The 412-nt window shown below is 69.2% G+C and carries 1 protein-coding gene; it reads left to right on the forward strand.

The window, feature by feature from the left end; genetic code table 11:
- Positions 1–18: 18 nt before the first annotated feature.
- Positions 19–412 (forward strand): trehalose-6-phosphate synthase (locus JZ791_RS47480; RefSeq protein ID WP_216904010.1); only part of this gene is annotated, 394 nt, incomplete at its 3' end.

Here is a 412-nt window from a genome sequence, read left to right on the forward strand (position 1 = left end):
GTGCAGACGCACGAGGCGATGAAGAACGAATATTCGCGCCGCCGCCTGCTCATGGGCATCGACCGGCTGGACTACTCCAAGGGCATCCCGCAGCGCGTGCGCGCCTTCCGCGAACTGCTCGCGCGCTATCCCGAGAACCAGCACAGCGCCACGCTGATCATGATCGCCTCGCCCACGCGCGACAGCGTGAACGCCTATGCCGACCTGCGGCACGAGCTGGAAGGCCTGTGCGGCGCCATCAACGGCGACCATGGCGACCTGGACTGGATGCCCGTGCGCTACATCCACCGCACGGTGGCCCGCAAGCGCGTGCCGGGCCTGTGCCGCGCCGCCGCCGTGGGCCTGGTCACGCCGCTGCGCGACGGCATGAACCTCGTGGCCAAGGAATACGTGGTGGCGCAGGACCCGGAAG

This window comes from Nocardia alni, assembly GCF_019038435.1.
In the GTDB taxonomy this organism is placed as follows: Bacteria; Actinomycetota; Actinomycetes; order Mycobacteriales; family Mycobacteriaceae; genus Nocardia; species Nocardia alni.